17 protein-coding genes, 2 tRNA genes and 1 rRNA gene are annotated in these 16,909 nt (G+C 51.8%); 12 read left to right on the top strand and 8 right to left on the bottom strand.

The annotated features are described in order from the left end of the window. Window positions 1-447 precede the first annotated feature (447 nt). The 6 genes from KAJ71_RS04365 to KAJ71_RS04340 all read left to right on the top strand — a co-directional run bounded on the left by KAJ71_RS04365 (window position 448) and on the right by KAJ71_RS04340 (window position 6,735). Window positions 448-903 (top strand): winged helix-turn-helix domain-containing protein, encoded by a 456-nt coding sequence (locus tag KAJ71_RS04365; protein ID WP_248944559.1) that lies wholly within the window; start codon window positions 448-450, stop codon window positions 901-903. Window positions 904-1,025: 122 nt separating this feature from the next. Then, the gene (locus KAJ71_RS04360; RefSeq protein WP_248944558.1) at window positions 1,026-1,613 is read left to right on the top strand and encodes a fimbrial protein; all 588 of its coding nucleotides are present in this window, start codon (window positions 1,026-1,028) and stop codon (window positions 1,611-1,613) included. 73 nt (window positions 1,614-1,686) lie between these two features. Then, window positions 1,687-2,421 carry a fimbrial biogenesis chaperone gene (locus KAJ71_RS04355; RefSeq protein WP_248944557.1) on the top strand — a complete coding sequence of 245 codons (735 nt, stop codon included), beginning with the start codon at window positions 1,687-1,689 and terminating at the stop codon, window positions 2,419-2,421. 51 nt (window positions 2,422-2,472) lie between these two features. Then, window positions 2,473-5,031: a fimbria/pilus outer membrane usher protein gene (locus tag KAJ71_RS04350; protein ID WP_248944556.1), complete on the top strand. Its 2,559-nt coding sequence runs from the start codon at window positions 2,473-2,475 to the stop codon at window positions 5,029-5,031. A gap of 29 nt (window positions 5,032-5,060) precedes the next feature. Continuing rightward, on the top strand, window positions 5,061-6,179 hold the full coding sequence (locus KAJ71_RS04345; protein WP_248944555.1) for a fimbrial protein: 1,119 nt from the start codon (window positions 5,061-5,063) through the stop codon (window positions 6,177-6,179). A gap of 13 nt (window positions 6,180-6,192) precedes the next feature. Continuing rightward, window positions 6,193-6,735: a fimbrial protein gene (locus KAJ71_RS04340; RefSeq protein ID WP_248944554.1), complete on the top strand. Its 543-nt coding sequence runs from the start codon at window positions 6,193-6,195 to the stop codon at window positions 6,733-6,735. Between the two features lie 199 nt (window positions 6,736-6,934). On the opposite strand, the gene KAJ71_RS04335 is transcribed toward KAJ71_RS04340, so the two are convergent. Together KAJ71_RS04335 and dnaQ are read right to left on the bottom strand one after the other, a co-directional pair. After that, window positions 6,935-7,011 (bottom strand) — tRNA-Asp (locus KAJ71_RS04335). Between the two features lie 154 nt (window positions 7,012-7,165). Continuing rightward, complete coding sequence (gene dnaQ / locus KAJ71_RS04330) at window positions 7,166-7,912, bottom strand: DNA polymerase III subunit epsilon (protein WP_375540720.1); 747 nt, start codon at window positions 7,910-7,912, stop codon at window positions 7,166-7,168. Between the two features lie 72 nt (window positions 7,913-7,984). On the opposite strand from dnaQ, the gene rnhA reads away from it, so the two are divergent. After that, a complete protein-coding gene (gene rnhA, locus KAJ71_RS04325; protein WP_094983001.1) occupies window positions 7,985-8,452 on the top strand; it encodes a ribonuclease HI in 468 nt (155 codons plus the stop codon). On the opposite strand, the gene KAJ71_RS04320 is transcribed toward rnhA, so the two are convergent. Continuing rightward, a complete protein-coding gene (locus tag KAJ71_RS04320; protein WP_248944552.1) occupies window positions 8,449-9,168 on the bottom strand; it encodes a class I SAM-dependent methyltransferase in 720 nt (239 codons plus the stop codon). The two genes, rnhA and KAJ71_RS04320, sit on opposite strands and share 4 nt — an antisense overlap. Before the next feature lie 43 nt (window positions 9,169-9,211). Between KAJ71_RS04320 and gloB the strand changes: the two genes are divergently transcribed. Further along, window positions 9,212-9,967, top strand: a complete 756-nt coding sequence (gene gloB / locus KAJ71_RS04315; RefSeq protein WP_248944551.1) for a hydroxyacylglutathione hydrolase — start codon at window positions 9,212-9,214, stop codon at window positions 9,965-9,967. A 71-nt stretch (window positions 9,968-10,038) separates the two neighbouring features. Then, window positions 10,039-11,412 (top strand): murein transglycosylase D, encoded by a 1,374-nt coding sequence (gene mltD / locus KAJ71_RS04310; RefSeq protein ID WP_248944550.1) that lies wholly within the window; start codon window positions 10,039-10,041, stop codon window positions 11,410-11,412. Between the two features lie 55 nt (window positions 11,413-11,467). On the opposite strand, the gene KAJ71_RS04305 is transcribed toward mltD, so the two are convergent. Together KAJ71_RS04305 and KAJ71_RS04300 are read right to left on the bottom strand one after the other, a co-directional pair. Beyond that, window positions 11,468-12,262: an endonuclease/exonuclease/phosphatase family protein gene (locus KAJ71_RS04305; protein WP_311293232.1), complete on the bottom strand. Its 795-nt coding sequence runs from the start codon at window positions 12,260-12,262 to the stop codon at window positions 11,468-11,470. A 226-nt stretch (window positions 12,263-12,488) separates the two neighbouring features. Then, window positions 12,489-13,664 carry an MFS transporter gene (locus KAJ71_RS04300; RefSeq protein ID WP_121608815.1) on the bottom strand — a complete coding sequence of 392 codons (1,176 nt, stop codon included), beginning with the start codon at window positions 13,662-13,664 and terminating at the stop codon, window positions 12,489-12,491. Window positions 13,665-13,769: 105 nt separating this feature from the next. Here KAJ71_RS04300 and yafC point away from each other — a divergent pair, with 105 nt between their 5' ends. The 3 genes from yafC to KAJ71_RS04285 all read left to right on the top strand — a co-directional run bounded on the left by yafC (window position 13,770) and on the right by KAJ71_RS04285 (window position 15,383). Continuing rightward, window positions 13,770-14,660, top strand: a complete 891-nt coding sequence (gene yafC / locus KAJ71_RS04295; protein WP_248944548.1) for a DNA-binding transcriptional regulator YafC — start codon at window positions 13,770-13,772, stop codon at window positions 14,658-14,660. A gap of 98 nt (window positions 14,661-14,758) precedes the next feature. Next, entirely contained in the window at window positions 14,759-15,028 is a 270-nt protein-coding gene (locus tag KAJ71_RS04290) for a PTS sugar transporter subunit IIB (RefSeq protein WP_311293220.1), read from the top strand. Window positions 15,029-15,191: 163 nt separating this feature from the next. Further along, window positions 15,192-15,383 carry a PTS lactose/cellobiose transporter subunit IIA gene (locus tag KAJ71_RS04285; protein WP_311293216.1) on the top strand — a complete coding sequence of 64 codons (192 nt, stop codon included), beginning with the start codon at window positions 15,192-15,194 and terminating at the stop codon, window positions 15,381-15,383. 47 nt (window positions 15,384-15,430) lie between these two features. On the opposite strand, the gene dkgB is transcribed toward KAJ71_RS04285, so the two are convergent. From dkgB to rrf, 3 genes are all read right to left on the bottom strand, one after another. Beyond that, window positions 15,431-16,234, bottom strand: coding sequence for a 2,5-didehydrogluconate reductase DkgB (gene dkgB, locus KAJ71_RS04280; RefSeq protein WP_248944547.1), 804 nt, complete (start codon window positions 16,232-16,234; stop codon window positions 15,431-15,433). 215 nt (window positions 16,235-16,449) lie between these two features. Beyond that, window positions 16,450-16,526, bottom strand: a tRNA-Asp gene (locus tag KAJ71_RS04275). A gap of 94 nt (window positions 16,527-16,620) precedes the next feature. After that, window positions 16,621-16,736, bottom strand: a 5S ribosomal RNA gene (gene rrf / locus KAJ71_RS04270). Window positions 16,737-16,909: the final 173 nt, after the last annotated feature.

Genomic DNA, 16,909 nt, shown 5'->3' with positions numbered 1-16,909 from the left:
TCAGAAATCAGCAAGACTTATCTTAACTTGCAAAAATTAAAAATAGCATATAAAATAAAAGTCATTAGGAATTCTCCGAATGAAAAAAGTGTCAGAGCGCAACTTATTTGAACTTTAACTTCACTCCGTGACATTTAAAAGGGAAAAAACCAAACCAAAATCCGTCACAAGCCAAAAAACAGCATTTTATGCTTATGCATTAGCACCTCTGCAGTAACAGCTATTAATGTCAAAAAACAACAAATTCACAGAAAAAACAAACAAAAATATCAAAAATAAATCAATAACCAGATTTAAAGTCTTTTATTTCTGGTTGTTTTTTTATTTTTATGAATTGACATTAAATCTTCAGGCAATAATATATGAAGCCAACAATATGGAAGTAATATTTCCAATAGATGAAATCAGAGCCAGGCAGTTTTAGCAGCAGATGCGGCGGAGTTGATAATGGATGGCACGAGTCAAATTAAATATGTAGCAGACCCAATCGTCGAAACGGGTGAGGGTGGGTTATTGCTTTTTGGCTATATTATCAACAATGAATATCAGGTAGATATCAAGTCTGGCTCGGTAATCAAGCTTTATAATACGATAGAGTACCACCATCATGGTGATGAACGATTTACCAACTATCTAAGACTGCGAGAAACGATGTTGCGGTTGCTGACGTATCTATTGGCACATGCAAGCTCTGGTTATGTTTCCAACCAGGAGTTGCTGGTACAGGTTTGGGAAAACTATAACTTATCCTCTTCAACCACTAGGTTGACCCAAGTGGTTGCTGAGCTTAAAGCACGGTTAAGTAAGATCGATATAGCCGATGACTTTATTAAAACCGCGCGAGGAAAGGGATATACCTTACGTGGGGCCTCTATTACCCCACTGTATATAAAAAAAATATGATTTGACGGTTTATCACCACCAAAGGGAACAGCATTTTCACTGTCAAAGTGAAATGACAACTCTGATGTCACTCCATGTAAAGTTCAGAGTATTTTAAGGATAATTAACAAGGATCATATGCAATGAAAAAAACCACATTAGTAATGGCACTCTCACTGGCTATCGGCGGCTTGGCATCGGTTCCGGCTTCTGCTGCTATCGCGCCTGGTGTTACCCCAGGTGGTAATATCAACTTCACTGGCGAAGTCACTAATGCAACTTGTCTGATTAACGGCAAAACTCCAAATGGCTCCATTAATATGGACATCCCTTTAGAAAAGGTTAGCGCCAGTGAGTTAAGCTTTGTTGGTGCCACGGCCAAGCCTTACTCGTTTAGCATCACACTAGGTGGTCCCAACGATCCAAACTGCATCGATGGTAGTATTGCCTCAGTGTATTTCGAGCCAAGCAGCCCGGCGATTAGCCCGAACGGCTGGTTGAAAAATACTGATAACTCAAGCAACGGCGCGACAAATGTTGAGATTCAAATCCTGAACGCCGAAACCGACACCCCGATTAACTTGGCGTCTGGCATTGGCAACTACTCGCCGAAAACCATCGTCAATCAGACCGCACAGTATAATTACGTTGGCCGATATGTTGCGGTAAATGGCTCGGCAACCCCTGGTCAAGTTGCCTCCACGGTTAAATACAGCATCGTTTATAACTAAAACCTAGCTGTAATATTCTATGGCCCTGTGACTACGGGGCCATATTAACGACGGCTATACTGACGAGATTGTTATGCCTCTGATACAAAGATGTTGGCTGCTCTTATCGCTACTGATAAGCGGATTTTTTTCTTCACACCTGCATGCCAGTATCGTTATTGCTGGTACTCGTGTTATCTACCCTTCCGATGCCAGGGAAGTCACGCTGAAGCTGGAAAATAAAAGCCGTTTCCCACTGTTGGTTCAATCCTGGATTGATGCAGGTGATGCCAATATCGCCCCCGAGGACAGCGACGTTCCCTTTATGCTGATGCCACCGGTCTCACGCGTTGAACCAGCCAAAACACAAACCTTACGCATTACCGCAACGCCGATGGCAAACCACGCTACCGACCGCGAGACCCTTTACTGGATCAACGTACTTGAAGTCCCGCCCCAGTCGAAAGGAAATCATAACAAACTCTCCATTGCCTATCGCAACCGCCTGAAAGTGTTTTACCGCCCGGCAACGTTACCAGCGCTGTCATCGGAAACCATGGATAAGGTAAGTTGGCAACTGCAAGGGGATAAATTGCTCGCTAAAAACCCAACGCCATACCATATCAGCTATGCCTCTGTTCTGGTCTCTGGCCATGGCATCGCCTCGGCTACAGGTTCTGATGGCGGCATGATTGCTCCCTTCTCTGAGCAAACCTTTCAGTTAAAACGCGATAGCAAGGTTATTGCGGTGCCGCCAAATAGCGTAATCGCCAAGGCGATTAATGACTACGGGGCTTTTATTGAAAAAATATACCCGTTAAGCCGCTGACATAACCCTTAATTTCAGGAGTATTGGCTTATCTGAGTCATCAAGGATGCTATGACTAGATGTAACCCGACAATAAAAACCACGCTCAAGTGGTTGCTTTCGTATGCCATGGTTTCGGCTACTGCCAGCTATGCGGCAGATGCACCGGAAGAAGTCACATTCGACCCCAGCTTTTTCCCTGGTGGTAAGGTCGGCACGTTCGATCCGGCCCAATTCAGCCGCGGTAACGTCGTTGTCCCTGGTATCTACACCGCGTCGATCGAGCTTAATGGCCAACGGATCGGAAATGAAAAAATCCAGTTCAAAACCCAACCGGGCAATAGCCTGCAAACCCTTCCCTGCTACCCGGGAAGTTTCTTTTCGTTGCTCAATCTGAGCGCAGAGAAACTGCTGGCTCAGACCCCTGCCGTTCAATTGGCTCCACTAGTGCAAGAGGGATATTGCGGTTCACTTAGCGAACTCCTGCCCGGGGCCACCGTCAGCTTTGATGTCAGCGAGCAAAAGCTGACACTGACGATACCACAATTGCTACTCAATAGATCACCGCGTGGCTACGTCAATCCCGAGCTATGGGAAGACGGCTTAACCGCTTTGATAGTGAACTACAATGCCAACGTTTATCAGTCAAAACAGCGGGAAAATACCAATACCTACGGCTATCTCGGGCTACGTAACGGCCTGAATGCCGGTCCTTGGCGTGTACGAAATAACGGAACTATCAATTGGTCCTCCAATGGCAGCGGCGGGGATTACAAGAGCACGTCAACCTATATCGGCCGTGATATTCCCGTGTTGCAATCCCAATTGGTCCTTGGTGATACCTTCACCAGTGGCGAATTATTTGATGGCGTACGTGTGCGTGGGGCCAGACTCTATTCTGACGACCGTATGCTGCCTGACTCTCTACGTGGCTATGCTCCCGTAGTACGCGGCATAGCCAATACCAATGCCAGGGTCGTCATTACTCAGAACGGTGTCACTCTCTATACCACAACCGTATCTCCGGGGCCGTTTGAAATTAACGATCTCTATCCCACCAGCTACGGAGGGGAACTGACCGTACAAATAGAAGAAGCTACCGGTCAGGTCAGAACCTTTACTGTTCCCTATGCCTCGGTTGCACAAATGTTGCGGCCAGGAATAAGCCGCTACGAAGTGGCTGCAGGTAAAGTGAATACGGCAGGGCTGGCAAATAAACCGGGCTTTGGTAGCCTGACTTACCAGTTAGGCCTGAGTAATTTCATTACCGGCTATACCGGTGCCATCGCCAGCAAGGGTTACTTTTCGGCCTTATTAGGGGCGGCCACGAACACGCCTCTCGGCGCTCTCTCGCTGGATATCACCCAGGCGAAAACCCGTTTTCCCAGCCAGCCCCCTCGTTCAGGGCAAAGCTATCGTATCGGCTTTAGCCAGATGTATCCAGAAACACAAACCAGCTTCTCCGTGGCGGCTTATCGTTACTCAACAGACGGTTTCCTGAGCTTAAATGATGCCGTGCAGCTGCGTGATCTGGCCCTGCGTAATGAAAATATCGATACCTATGGCCGTCAACGCAGCCTGTTTACGCTCTCGGTCAACCAGCCGCTGGGAGAAGGCTGGGGCAGTCTCTATGTCACGGGCAACCATACCACTTACTGGAACCAGAGTAGTTCACAACAGAGTCTGCAGATAGGTTATAGCAACTTCTGGCGCAATCTTAGCTATACCTTATCGGTAAACCGCACGCTTAGCGGGCAACTCACAAGAAACGCAGACGATACAACGGCGAATCGCCGAGAAACCCAATACGCACTGACGCTCTCGTTACCGTTAGGTTCAAGCCTCTATGCGCCAACGCTCAATGCTACCGGCACTACCGACAACAAGGGGAGTACTGGCCTGATTGGCCTATCGGGCAATGCGGGTGAACAGAATCAGTTTAACTATGTCGTCAGCACCAGTCGTAATACTGACGGCAATAGCAACTATTTCAACGGTGGCGTTGGCTACCGCGCATCCCAAGCCCGTATGGGAGCAACCTATAGCTATGGGCAAGGCAACCGGCAGATTTCAGCGAACATGGATGGTGCCATAGTCGCTCACCGTGGCGGCATCACTTTAGGGCAGTCGCTTGGCGAAACGGGGGGACTGGTACGTGCACCAGGTGCCAAAGGCGCTCTCGTCACCAGCGCTTCCGGCGTTAAGATCGACCGTTTTGGCTATGCCATCGTCCCTTACCTGCGGCCCTACTATCTCAACCAGGTCGATATCGATCCCAAGGGCAGTTCACGGGACGTAGAGTTGCTATCTACTCGCAATACCACCGCCCCCCGTGCCGGTGCATTGGTACTGCTTGATTATGAAACCAAACGCGGCAAGGTGACCTACATCAGAGCCAAGCGACCAGACGGGAGCCCACTGCCCTTCGCTGCCAACGTCTATGATGCGCAGAACAACGCCGTGGGGGTTGTCGGTCAAGCCAGCCTGATAGTGGCCCGTGATCTTGACCTGAAAGGCGTGCTGCAGGTGCGATGGGGGAACGATCAGGCAGAGCATTGCAACATTCATTATTCGCTGCAGCCAGGCACTTCTGAAGAGAGCAGGCTGTTGATTCAAGGCGTCTGCCAGTGACGAAGTACCCACACTCTATGAGAAAAAACATGAAAAGAATATTCGCCTCAAGAATGGCGATATCACTGATACTCTGCGGTGGCCTGTGCGCGCAGAATGCGCTCGCGGCAAGCGCGGGTTGTGATTGGGATGACTCCTCTGCCATCAAGGAACCACTCAACACCCGCCTGACCATTGGCGGCTATGTTACCGTGGGGGAGGACCTTCCTATCGGCAGTGTGATCTATTCCCAACGGATCCAGACCAATGGCAACGGAGCCAAACTATTCTGCCGCAAAGGGAGCTATGATCTGGTTAGTACCTTTACTACTATGCCCTATGGCCAATCCGATTACAGTAACACCACCTTTCCCTTCGTGTTCAATACCAATATTCCTGGCATCGGGGTGGCGCTGTGGCAAGGCACTCCCGATGGCAACAGCGGTGCGCGTTTACCGATCCCTGGCAGGCTACCGGCCTACTTTTCACCCAGCAGCGACAGTGTTTTCAACTTTACCGACCAGCATGATGCCTCGGTCAGCTTTAATATCCAATTTATTAAAACCGCCGCCAACGTCGGCAGCGGCACCATTAACAGTAGTGACCTCCCCAGATTCCAGACCTCATTCGACGGTAAAGGCACAAGCTTAATCTATCAGCTGACCGCGATGATCGGCAATCTGACCGTGATCCCGGCAACCTGCAACGTCGGCAACAATTACTATCTGCCTCTTGGGGAACACTATCCTGATGAGTTCAACGGCATCGGTAGCACCGCAGGCAACGCCGAGACCGAGATTGTGCTCTCTGGCTGCCCGGCTTTCTATGGCACGACTTCCTTCGGCGTATTCAGGCCCAATATCATCAACCTCAAGCTTACGCCACGCAATGGATTCATCGATGCCGAACGCGGGATCTCAAAACTCAATACCACCGCCGGTGACGCAGCCTCCGGGGTTGGTGTGCAACTGAGCTTAAGGCAGGAGAACGGCAACTATCAAACGGCCAAATTCAACCAGAATATCAATCTGGCTGACTATATTACCTTCCATGAGGATCGCGGCGGTGATTACAACCTGGGCGTCAAGGCGACCTATATTCAAACCTCTGCCCCCATCCAAGCTGGCAGGGCTGATGCCCAAATAGAGTTTATGATCACCTATCAATGATCGGGAGCGGTGCATGAAGATATCGAATACGCTGGGGCTACTTTCTCTAGTGATGCTGATCGGCGGTGGGCAAAGTGCTCAGGCCGCCTCTACCGGCGTGCTTAATGTTACGGGTTCCATTAAGCTCGCGACCTGTTACTTCGACAGCGTCGAGGGGCAAGAACATAAGAACTACGATTGGCCGATGCCACAGGTTTCAGCGGGGAGCCTACACGCAGCGGGTATGACTCATGGCCGTTCGCTAGGCAGTATCCATATCGGCGGAGTACATTGTACCAATGGTTACACGCCCTATATTACTCTGGAAAATGGGCCTACGGTCAGTTCAGAGACCGGCAACCTGGTCAATATGCTGAGTGGCGAGGCCGAAAACGTCGAAATCAGGCTGCTGATGAATGACAATCCGCTGGATTTACGCACTAGTCCACGCGTTGGCTGTGCCGTTATTGTCGATAACCGGAGCCAGTGTGATATCAGCTATGAGTATTATGCAACCGGACGCGCAACCGCCGGAAAAGTGAAGAGTTCGGTACTGTTTAACGTGACCTATGACTGATCCCTTCCCGCACGGCTAGCTGATTGACGCCTGCCGGTAACAGGTGTCAGGATAGAGGAAGATCGCCTAGGTCATATTTGAAACATCTTTAATGTGTTTTCTACCAACACTGGCGAAGGGGTATGAAGAGAGGATTTGAACGTGGGACAACGGAAAAGACGAAGCCCTGAGTTATTGCTAACTCAGGGCTTCTGAATGTTGGCGGAACGGACGGGGCTCGAACCCGCGACCCCCTGCGTGACAGGCAGGTATTCTAACCAACTGAACTACCGCTCCGCAACGTTCCCTCTTGCGGGGGAACGAGCCGAATACTACGGTTGCCTCGCCATTCCGTCAACGTCTTTTCTTATAAAAAGAGTCGTTTGCACAGTTTTTCAACGAACACACGTTGATTATGGCGCTTAAGCGCCATTTCTATCCTGAGAGACCGTTATTCGGCTTCTGCGCCACCACGCCACAAACAGCTACCGCCCTTCTTTTGCACCAGATCCAGACGCGCTTCATGAGCCTGCAACTCTGCGTCACTGGCGTAAATCACTTTCATCGCCGTAGCCGGGCGCTGGATACGCTGGATATCCTGGGCTGAATCCGTCTGCTGGGTGTCCCCTTCCATCTGGAAAGCCATCGAGGTCTGGCCACCGGTCATCGCCAGATAGACTTCCGCCAGGATCTCGGCATCGAGCAAAGCGCCGTGCAGCGTTCGCTTGGTGTTGTCTATCTCATAGCGGTTACACAACGCATCGAGGTTGTTACGCTTGCCTGGGAACAGGCGGCGCGCCATCAACAGGCTGTCGGTGATGGTACAGAAGGTATCCGTCTTTGGGATATCTCGCTGCAACATACGGAACTCGTGATCCATAAAGCCGATATCGAACGTAGCGTTATGAATGACTAATTCGCCACCACGGATAAAGTCGATAAATTCAGCGGCGATCTGATCGAAAGTGGGCTTATCCGCCAGGAACTCATCGCTGATACCGTGTACGCCGTAGGCTTCCGGATCCACCAGCCGATCCGGCTTGACGTAAACGTGGAAGTGGCGACCGGTCAGGCGGCGGTTGATCACCTCAACGGCCCCGATCTCAATGATGCGGTGACCTTCGTAGTGAACCCCTAGCTTGTTCATACCGGTGGTTTCGGTATCGAGAACGATCTGTCTGGTTGGTGTAGAGATCATAATGCTGTGCTCATGGCGCTGGTTTATGTCAGACTTGGTTTTTATAAAACTGATAGGAAGAGTCTACCAGAGATGCTTAAACAGGTAGAAATTTTCACCGACGGCTCTTGCCTTGGTAATCCAGGCCCCGGCGGTTACGGCGCAATTTTGCGTTATAAACAGCACGAGAAACTGTTCAGCGCGGGTTATTACCTGACGACCAATAACCGCATGGAACTGATGGCCGCCATTGTGGCGCTCGAAGCGTTGACCACCCCCTGCGAAGTGGTGCTGAGCACCGATAGCCAGTACGTACGCCAGGGGATCACCAGTTGGATCCATAACTGGAAAAAGCGCGGCTGGAAAACCGCCGATAAAAAACCGGTGAAGAACGTCGATCTCTGGCAGCGCCTGGATTTGGCGATTGCCCGCCATACCATCCGCTGGGAATGGGTCAAAGGCCATGCCGGGCACCCGGAAAACGAACGTTGTGACGTGCTGGCACGCGATGCGGCTGGTAACCCGACGCAGGACGACGTTGGCTACAAGCCCGAAGCTTAAGGCAGTTTGCGATAACTCTTAGTCGCGCCCACTGCGCGGCTAAGAGAGTGTTTTCTCGCCCCCACTTTCATCGGCGTTGGCGTCAGCGGCAAGGTTCGTTTGCGGGCCACAATCACGCTCATACAGCCGAGCGCCGGTAAATGTGTACTCAAGAAAGGGCCTCCCTTGCGCCGCCAGGGCAGCACATGGAAGCGCGTCTGATCCAACACCTCATAATTGAGCAGGCTGAGCCAGTCCAACAGGCGCATCTGGGTATACATCCGGCTGACGTAAGGCTGACGTTTGCGCAACCGGGGGATCAGCTTCCCCAGACCTAGCAGGCTAAAAGGGTTGAAACTGCTGATCACCAGCCAACCATCGTCGATCATGACGCGGTCGACCTCACGCAACATACGGTGCGGATCATCGGCGTAGGAGAGCGTATGGGACAACAGGCAGGCATCGACAGACTTGGCCGCAAAGGGTAACTGATAAGGATCGGCCTGCACATGCAGGTTCTCTCCGGCCAATCCCACGTTAACCTGATGCGAGATGGCACACTTTTCGCTATCTAACTCGGCGCTGAGATTGCCGATCTTCAACAGATGGAAACCAAACATCTTGGGCCACCAGGGCTGCAACTGCTGCTCCAACGCCTCACGATAGTATTCGCCCCATGGCAACCCGGCCCAGGAGTTGGGGCTAGTGAGCTTTTCTAGAGTCTGGGCTGGTTTCATGGTTTAGTATCTCTTTCAAGCCGTTGCCAACGAGAGGTGTTCCATGAATCTTATCAGTATTCCCGCTTTTCAGGACAATTACATTTGGTTATTAGCTAACCAGCAAGGGCGCTGTGTGATCGTCGATCCCGGCGAAGCTGGCCCGGTATTGGCGGCATTGTCCCAGCGGCAACTGACCCCCGACGCCATATTATTGACCCATCACCACCGCGACCATGTCGGCGGCGTCGCGGAAATCGTTGCGCAATATCCGGATCTGCCGGTGTATGGCCCTCAGGAAACCGCTAATAAGGGAGCAAATCGGTTGGTTCAGGATGGCGATATCCTGGCAATTGGCGGGCGTCGCTACACCACCATCGCCGTTCCAGGACATACCCTGGGGCACGTAGCATTCTACAGTGCACCTTATCTTTTCTGTGGGGATACGCTTTTTTCTGCGGGCTGCGGACGGCTTTTTGAAGGAACGGCAGAGCAAATGTACCACTCATTTCAACGGCTCGCGCAACTTCCCGACGAAACCTTAATTTGTTGCGCACACGAACACACGCTCTCAAACCTTAAGTTTGCCAGGACAATTTTGCCGCAAGATCGCCAAATTGAAACATATCAGCAACAAATTGAGCAATCAAGGGCAAAAGGAGTACCCAGCCTGCCCACAACGCTGCAATTAGAGCGTAAAATTAATCTATTTTTACGCTGCCATGACACTGATTTACAAAATGAAATAGGCTTTAACTCACCACCGAGTCAGCTTCATTCGGTTTTTTCCGAATTACGCCTGCGCAAGGATGCCTTCTAAGCTTTTAGTTGTGTTTTTTGATTAAGCAAAGTATCCTTGCTCGTCTTTTAAGCAACTATATTGACACACACATGAAGGCTAAAGCGATACTTCTCGCCTCGGTCTTGTTGGTTGGTTGCCAGTCATCCAGGCAGGATGCACCGGCACCAGAGCAGCATGCACAGAGTCTGTCTTCGGCAGGTCAAGAAAGTGAAGCAGGAGAGTACACAGCGAGTTCGGCACGGTGGCTAGACAGTAACAGTAGCGCCGCCCAGCAGAACCTGTGGAACTTCATTAGCGACGAGCTGAAGATGGAGGTTCCGGAAAACGACCGGATCCGTGAACAAAAAAGAAAATATTTAAAAAGTAAGAGCTATCTCCACGATGTAACACTACGGGCAGAGCCGTACATGTACTGGATAGTCGGGCAGATTAAGAAACGCAATATGCCGATGGAACTGGTACTACTACCCATAGTGGAGAGCGCTTTTGACCCCCACGCCACATCAAGTGCCAATGCCGCAGGGCTATGGCAGATCGTGCCGCAAACGGGTCGCAATTATGGGTTGAAAAACAATCAGTGGTATGACGGGCGCCGTGATGTTGTGGCCTCGACAACCGCTGCGCTTAACATGATGGAGCGTTTGAACCGCATGTTTAACGGTGACTGGTTACTGACCATCGCCGCTTATAACAGTGGTGAAGGCCGAGTCATGCAGGCAGTTAAGGCGAATAAACGTCAGGGTAAGTCCACCGAGTTCTGGGCATTGTCGCTTCCGCGTGAAACGTCAATCTATGTCCCGAAAATGCTGGCACTGAGCGATATCATCAAGCACAGCAAAAAGTACGGCGTCAAGTTGCCAAAAACTGACGAAACCCGTGCACTGGCGCGTATTGATGTCGGGCAGCAGATCCAGTTGACTCAGGCGGCGGAGATGTCTGGGCTTTCTCTTACCAAGATGAAGGCTTACAACCCTGGCTACAAAAAAGGCGTTACGGCACCCAATGGGCCCCATTACATCATGGTTCCCAAAAAGAATGTCGCAAAGTTGAAAGACTCGTTGGCCGACGGACAGATAGCTGCAACATTACCAACTACTCAGTTGGCAAAGAACAGCGGCCTGTCAGGCGGAAGTGCGTATAAGGTTCGCTCCGGTGACACGTTATCCACCATCGCCAAACGGTTGAATGTTAAGACCAGCGATTTGCAGAGTTGGAACAATTTGCGTGGCAAGAGCACGCTGAAAGTTGGGCAAACCCTGCAAGTGGCCAACAATGCCAAGGATAACAGCAGCATCACCTATAAAGTGCGTAAAGGTGATTCGCTATCGAGCATTGCACGTCGTCACGGCGTCGAAATTAACGACGTGATGCGTTGGAACTCAACGCTCGGCAAAGGCAGTAGTCTGCAACCCGGTGTGAAGCTGACCCTGTTTGTCAGCAACAAATCGTCGCCGGAAACCTAAGTTTTCGCTACAAAAAAAGCATCCTTCGGGATGCTTTTTTATTGGCCAAATTTCGCTACCAGACCGGTTTATCGGTTTGCGAATGGAACTCCACCAGCAGCGGATTGTGGTCTGAGGCCTGAGTCACCAGCACCGAGGCCTCCGTAACGCCCAAGTTGCGGTAAAAGATAAAATCCAACGGGCGGCCAAAAGCTTTGCGGCGATGATCGTCGGTGAAGTTGACCTCGTGCAACGCCATATCGCTGGCAAATTGATACAGCGCGTTGATGCGCTTGCGGCTCCAGGCGTTAAAATCCCCCGCCATGATCACTGGTCCCCGATGGAGGGCGATCTGTTCACCAATCGGGCCAAGCTGCTTACTGTAAACATCGACCCCCAGGCTAAAATTCACCGCATGGATATTCACCACCATCAATAGCTCACCATTGAATAACGGGTAAACGGTGATCAACGCCGATTTGGCCAAACGCAACAGTGGCTCCCGTTCGCGCAGCGGGCAACAATACACCGGATGTGCCGCCGCCAACGTCATCACACCTGAAGGGTGTTGCGGCAACACAAAGGCGGGCACCTGATCGGCAGCCAGATAGTTAGAAGTGGCAAAGCTGACCAATTCCGGCGTGGTCTGCGCCTCCTGCAATAGCACCAGCTGCGCATCTTTACCGAAGTCTTTCAATACAGAAAGCCAATCGGCACGCTGCTGTTTGAAAATATTCCATACCATCACCCGCAGCGCGCCAGACGTAGGCAAAGCGGCCCCGGGCGGTAGCGGCTGATTGATGGCACCAGGGAAAATCCGTTCAACTGGCTGGCCCGCAACATACCTCATTGCATAAGTTCGTTTCGGCACGTTATTCGCCTATTTCCCGTTCGGATGAAGATCACGTTGATAGCAACATGGCTACCAAGACTAAATTGAGTATACGCCTGAGCGGCTCTGCCAACATGGCTTTTAGAGATCCAGTTATAGGGGCAAGGCGGGCCGATTTCAATCAATGCCGTGTATGTGTCTGTAAAGGTGCGCGCTGAATGCGAAAAGGCCCACCAATGCGGGCCAAGAAGAGTGCAAGATGGGATCAGGCGAACTGCCGTGGGTATTGTTTATCCAAGCGGCCACTGAGACCAATCAGTAACAATGCCCCCACCACAATCAGTGCCCCGATCCAAGGCGTTTGCGCCAACCCTAGTGAGGCCACAGTCTGTCCGCCAATCACGGAGCCCAGTGCGATCCCCACGTTAAAAGCCGCGATATTCAGGCCAGAAGCAACGTCCACCGCGTTCGGTGTGTACTGCTCGGCCTTCTGCACCACATAAACCTGCAAGCCCGGGACATTGCCAAAGGCAAATACCCCCATCACCACCACCGTCAGCAACGCGGCGATGCTGTGGCTTGCTGTAAACTGAAACACCAACAGCAAGGCGGCTAACGCGGCAAAGATAAAGCTCAATGCCCGTACCGCGCCATGACGGTCGGCCAGCTTGCCGCCCCAAATATTACCGATGGCTACCGCTATGCCATAGGCCAGCAAAATCCAACTGACGGCCGGAGCCGAAAAGCCAGCCAGCTCCTGCATCATCGGCGCCAGGAAGGTGAAGGTCGTAAATACCCCGCCGTAGCCCAGTGCGGTAACGGCGTAAATCAGCAGCAGGCGCGGGTGAGTTAGCACTTGTAGCTGATCGCGGATGCTGGCACTGGCCTGGTTCTTGATGTTGTTCGGGATCAAGATGAGGCTGGCAATAATCGCCACCATGCCAATCAACGACACCGCCAGGAAGGTCTCACGCCAGCCGAAGTGCTGGCCGATAAAGGTGCCTAACGGCACGCCGGTCACCAGCGCGACGGTCAAGCCACCAAACATGATGGCGATGGCCGTTGCCGCCTTCTCTTTGGCTACCAGGCTGGTCGCAATGGTTGAACCCACCGAGAAAAACACCCCGTGCGCCAGGCCAGTCAGTAAACGAGCAACCACCAGTGACTCATAGCTCGGTGACTGCCAGGCCAGCAGATTGCCAAGGGTGAACAGCACCATCAGGCCCACCAGCAGCATCTTGCGCGGCACTCGGCCGGTTAAAGCGGTCAGTACCGGCGCGCCGATCGCCACCCCAATGGCGTAAAGGGTCACCAGCAGCCCTGCGGAGGGCACAGTGACGTTCAACTGTTCGGCGATGGTCGGGATCAATCCGACAATCACAAACTCCGTGGTGCCGATGGCATAGGCACTGATGGTCAAGGCAAGTAAAGCGAGAGGCATTGCTAACTCCAAAATAGCGTTCGGGTTGATAGCGGTGATTATCTGCCTGTGCTTAAATGATAAAAATGCTCAAAATTTCAAATAAATTTTGCTGGTGGAGCAACAATGAAGGCAAATTCGGATGAACTGATCACCTTTGTCACCGTGGTGGAATGCGGTAGCTTCAGCCGCGCGGCGGAGCACTTGGAACAGGCGAACTCGGTGGTCAGCCGTACGGTTAAAAAGCTGGAAAGTAAGCTGGGGGTCACGCTGCTCAATCGCACCACCCGCCAGATAAACCTGACGCAGGAGGGAGAAAACTATTTCCGCCAGGTGCAGAAAGTCCTGAGCGATATGGCCGCAGCGGAAAATACGCTGATGGAGAGCCGCCAGCGGCCCCAGGGCCTGTTGCGCGTGGATGCCGCAACGCCGGTCGTGTTGCACGTGCTGACCCCATTGGTTGGCGAGTTTCGTGCCCGCTACCCGGAAATGTCGCTCTCGCTAGTCTCTTCAGAAACCTTTATCAACCTGATTGAGCGCAAGGTCGACATTGCCATCCGGGTGGGGGAACTGACAGACTCAAGTTTGAAGGCGCGTAAACTGATGACCAGCTATCGAAAAATTGTGACGTCACCGGCCTATCTGCGGCAGTTCGGTACCCCGCAAAACGTGGAGGAGCTGGCGCAACACTGCTGCATCGGCTTCAACGATCTGCTCAGCCTGAACCGTTGGCCATTAGCCAGCGCCGATGGCCGGCAGTTGGAGATCACTCCGGGGCTGACTACCAACAGCGGAGAAACACAGCGCCACCTCTGCCTACATGGCAACGGCATCGCCTGTCTGTCGAACTTTATGATCGATGAAGATATTCAGCGTGGGGATTTAGTGCAGATCCTGATCAAGGAGACGCTGCCGGTTGCCATACCGGTCAATGCGGTTTATTACAGCGACAGCGCCGTAAGCAACCGCCTACGCAGCTTTATCGACTTTCTTAGCGAAAGCCTGACACCCCGCTAAGCTGGCCGATGTTGTAACCAGAATGCGGTGGACGTCAGACCACCCAATTTCTTCTCCACTTTTAATCCAGCACCTGCTGGAACGCCTGGAGAAATAACATGAAAAAGATCCTGTTAGTGTGTGACTTGGGTATGTCCACCAGTCTGCTGGTGAAAAAGATGCAGGAAGCCGCCAAAGCACGCGGTATTGACGCCGAGATCTGCGCCAAGTCGATCCGTGAATACAAAACGGCGGTAATCGAATTTGACGTCGCGCTGCTGGGGCCGCAGATCCGCTATAAGCTGGCCGAGTGCGAGAAGATTGCCCATGAGCACCATAAAAAAGTCGCCTGCATCGATATGATGGCCTACGGCACCATGAAAGGGTGACAAGGTCTTGGATCAAGCCCTGGCGCTGATTGAGGAAGCCTGAAATTGATTTGGAAAACGAAGTAATGGAGCTGATTGCCAATGCGAGTTACGCCCGCAGTCTGGTGTTTCAAGCCATGCGCTGTGCACGCGAAGAAGAAGATTTCGTCCAGGCCGAACATATATGCAGCAAGCGCAAGAGGCACTCTCTGGCGCTCACCACGTGCAGACCAAACTGATCGAAATGGACGAGGGCAGCGGTAAAATCCCGGTTCATCTGGTGATGGTTCATGCGCAGGACCATCTGATGAGCGCGATTATGCTGATGGAAATGGGCCGTGAGATTATCGCCCTACACCAAAAGATCGCTCGTTAAAACAAGCTTGGCCGTCTGTGGCCTCAGAATCACAGACGGCCAAGATATCAATCCCAGTTTGGAGCCAGACCTTCCGGGCTAACCAGGCGGCCATTGCATTCCAATGCAGCAATCGCAGCCATTTCATCATCAGACAGTGTCAGTTGCTGCGCCAATAGATTACTCGCCAGGTTTTCACGCTTTGTCGAGGACGGGATCACCGCATAACCCAGCTGCATCGCCCAGGCCAGGATCACCTGAGCCGCAGTCACATCACGGCGCTTGGCGATATTGTTGATGACTTCATCTTGCAACGCTTTGCCATACGCCAACGTCATATAGGAGGTGATGGCAATGCCATGCTGTTGCGCAAATTCAACCACCTGACGGTTTTGCAGATATGGTGAGAGTTCGATTTGGTTGGTGGCAATCGCATCAGCCCCCACCGCATCAATAGCGCGCTGCATCAGTTCAACAGTGAAGTTGGAAATACCAATCTGGCGCGTCAGCCCCAGTTCCTTAGCCTTAACCAACTCCGCCATAGACTCGGCAACCGAGATTTCATCGTTCGGTGATGGCCAATGGATCAAGGTCAGATCCACATAGGAGGTTTGCAGCTTTTTCAGGCTTTCTTGCAGGCTAGGGATCAACTGGTCTTTACCCAGGTTGGCGATCCAGATCTTGGTGGTGATAAATAACTCTTCACGTTTCACGCCACTGGCTGCGATTGCTTGGCCAACAGCCGCTTCGTTCTCATAGATTTGTGCGGTATCGATGGCACGGTAGCCCAGTTCCAGAGCGGTGCTCACGGAATCGATCACCACTTGATCTTGCAGACGGAAGGTACCTAAGCCAAATGCAGGGATGCTCATAATTGTGTTCTCTCGGTTTGTTTATCAAAACAGCTTGAGAGGATTATGGCAGCAGTTTTGTTGATCAAAAACGCCCTATTGTGCATAAGACTTTTGATTAATTGGCAACAATAATCAGAAATTGACGCTAATTGGGGCAGGAATAAGCCATTGGGGTGTTCAATTTATGCAAATGAAAAAGCCCTGAGTCAGAGACTCAGGGCTTATCAATTAAGTGGCGGAACGGACGGGGCTCGAACCCGCGACCCCCTGCGTGACAGGCAGGTATTCTAACCAACTGAACTACCGCTCCACCGATTCTTTTACGTCGCATCTTTCGATGCTGGCAAAACCACCTGAGTGATTTCGCGCATTACCAGGTGTCATACTGATAACGTTTAATTGATGCCTGGCAGTGTCCTACTCTCGCATGGGGAGACCCCACACTACCATCGGCGCTACGGCGTTTCACTTCTGAGTTCGGCATGGGGTCAGGTGGGACCACCGCGCTATTGCCGCCAGGCAAATTCTGTTTCATTCTTGGCCGTCATTTTCATGACCACCAGAACCAATCTCGGAACCCGCTGAAAATCTACTTCAATCTCTCTAAAACACCTTCGGTGTTGTAAGGTTAAGCCTCACGGATCATTAGTACTGGTTAGCTCAATGCATCGCTGCACTTACACACCCAGCCTA

The organism is Serratia silvae (assembly GCF_023282985.1).
GTDB classification, from domain to species: Bacteria; Pseudomonadota; Gammaproteobacteria; order Enterobacterales; family Enterobacteriaceae; genus Chania; species Chania silvae.
Note: the sequence above shows the minus strand (reverse complement) of the source record. Positions and strands in the feature narration are given on the sequence as shown.

Coding starts and splice junctions, on each gene's coding strand:
- rnhA (WP_094983001.1), top strand. CDS start 7,985: ATGCTTAAACAGGTAGAAATTTTCACCGACGGCTCTTGCCTTGGTAAT.
- dnaQ (WP_375540720.1), bottom strand. CDS start 7,912: ATGATCTCTACACCAACCAGACAGATCGTTCTCGATACCGAAACCACC.
- yafC (WP_248944548.1), top strand. CDS start 13,770: ATGAAGGCAAATTCGGATGAACTGATCACCTTTGTCACCGTGGTGGAA.
- KAJ71_RS04320 (WP_248944552.1), bottom strand. CDS start 9,168: ATGAAACCAGCCCAGACTCTAGAAAAGCTCACTAGCCCCAACTCCTGG.
- KAJ71_RS04290 (WP_311293220.1), top strand. CDS start 14,759: ATGAAAAAGATCCTGTTAGTGTGTGACTTGGGTATGTCCACCAGTCTG.
- KAJ71_RS04300 (WP_121608815.1), bottom strand. CDS start 13,664: ATGCCTCTCGCTTTACTTGCCTTGACCATCAGTGCCTATGCCATCGGC.
- mltD (WP_248944550.1), top strand. CDS start 10,039: ATGAAGGCTAAAGCGATACTTCTCGCCTCGGTCTTGTTGGTTGGTTGC.
- dkgB (WP_248944547.1), bottom strand. CDS start 16,234: ATGAGCATCCCTGCATTTGGCTTAGGTACCTTCCGTCTGCAAGATCAA.
- KAJ71_RS04355 (WP_248944557.1), top strand. CDS start 1,687: ATGCCTCTGATACAAAGATGTTGGCTGCTCTTATCGCTACTGATAAGC.
- KAJ71_RS04285 (WP_311293216.1), top strand. CDS start 15,192: ATGCAGCAAGCGCAAGAGGCACTCTCTGGCGCTCACCACGTGCAGACC.
- KAJ71_RS04345 (WP_248944555.1), top strand. CDS start 5,061: ATGAAAAGAATATTCGCCTCAAGAATGGCGATATCACTGATACTCTGC.
- KAJ71_RS04365 (WP_248944559.1), top strand. CDS start 448: ATGGATGGCACGAGTCAAATTAAATATGTAGCAGACCCAATCGTCGAA.
- gloB (WP_248944551.1), top strand. CDS start 9,212: ATGAATCTTATCAGTATTCCCGCTTTTCAGGACAATTACATTTGGTTA.
- KAJ71_RS04360 (WP_248944558.1), top strand. CDS start 1,026: ATGAAAAAAACCACATTAGTAATGGCACTCTCACTGGCTATCGGCGGC.
- KAJ71_RS04350 (WP_248944556.1), top strand. CDS start 2,473: ATGACTAGATGTAACCCGACAATAAAAACCACGCTCAAGTGGTTGCTT.
- KAJ71_RS04340 (WP_248944554.1), top strand. CDS start 6,193: ATGAAGATATCGAATACGCTGGGGCTACTTTCTCTAGTGATGCTGATC.